This window comes from Acinetobacter sp. 228 (genome assembly GCF_048147885.1).
The window spans coordinates 1-1,517 of the sequence record NZ_JAYWYV010000215.1 but is presented as its reverse complement, the minus strand read 5'-3'; the positions used below and the strand labels follow the sequence as shown (position 1 = coordinate 1,517).

At 43.2% G+C, this 1,517-nt stretch carries 1 protein-coding gene; it reads right to left on the bottom strand.

The genetic code is table 11. The features are described 5' to 3' along the window. Window positions 1-47: 47 nt before the first annotated feature. A partial coding sequence (locus VXQ92_RS17505; RefSeq protein WP_416682676.1) for a fumarate hydratase occupies window positions 48-1,517 on the bottom strand: 1,470 nt, incomplete at its 5' end.

Genomic DNA, 1,517 nt, shown 5'->3' with positions numbered 1-1,517 from the left:
AATATTAAAAGGCATAAAAAAAGCACCGAATCCGGTGCTTTTCTTGATTAGCCAGCTGCGGCATCGATTACTGGAATTTTACCAATTTTCGCTTGCCAGATTTTTGGAGCTACTGCGTGAATTGATGTACCGTTTACATCAACTGCAACAGATACAGGCATATCTTCCACTACAAATTTGTAGATTGCTTCCATACCCAAGTCTGCAAATGCAACCACTTCAGCTTCGCGAACAGCTTTAGATACGAGGTAAGCTGCACCACCCACTGCCATAAGATAAGTTGCTTTGTTGTCCTTGATTGCTTCAATTGCTGTAGGACCACGATCAGCTTTACCAATCATACCGAATAGACCAGTATGCTCGAGTACTTTACGTGTGAATTTGTCCATACGTGTAGCCGTTGTAGGACCAGCAGGACCAACCACTTCATCACGTACCGGATCAACAGGACCAACGTAGTAAATAAACTTGCCTTTAAGATCAACCGGTAACTCTTCACCGTTGTCGATCATTTCAACCATACGTTTATGTGCAGCATCACGACCTGTGTACATTGTACCGCTAAGAAGTAATGTGTCGCCTGGTTTCCAAGAATCCATTTCTTCTTGAGTAATGGTATCAAGGTTTACACGTTTAGATTGTGAAGCATACCAAGTTACAGATGGGTAGTCTTCAAGTTTTGGTGCTTGAATATGAGCTACACCTGAACCATCAAGCTGGAAGTGAGCGTGACGAGTCGCAGCACAGTTAGGAATCATACCTACTGGTTTGCCAGCAGCGTGACATGGGTAGTCTTTGATTTTAATGTCAAGAACAGTCGTTAAACCGCCAAGACCTTGTGCACCAATACCAAGAGCGTTTACTTTTTCAAAGATTTCGATACGAAGCTCTTCGATTTTGTTCTCTGGTCCACGGCGAAGTAATTCGTCCATGTTGATTTCTTCCATGAGTGCTTCTTTCGCAAGCATCATGGCTTTTTCAGCAGTACCACCAATACCGATACCGAGCATACCAGGAGGACACCAGCCCGCACCCATAGTTGGAACGGTTTTAAGAACCCAGTCAACAATCGAGTCAGATGGGTTAAGCATCGCAAGTTTAGATTTGTTTTCTGAACCGCCACCCTTAGCAGCAACAGTAATATCTACTTTGTTACCTGGTACGAGTTTGTAGTGAATAACGGCAGGGGTATTGTCTTTTGTATTTTTACGACCAAATGCAGGGTCAGCAAGTACAGATGCGCGAAGAACGTTGCTGTTTTCAAGGTAACCTTGGCGAACACCTTCATTTACTGCATCGTCTAAGCTCATTGTTAAATCAAATTTAACATCTAAGCCCACTTCAAGGAAAACGTTAACAAGACCAGTATCTTGGCAAATTGGACGATGACCTTCCGCACACATGCGAGAGTTAATTAAAATCTGTGCAATTGCATCCTTTGCAGCTTTGTTTTCTTCGCGATCATAAGCACGGCTCATCGCTTGGATAAAGTCTTGCGGGTGATAGTACGAAATAAA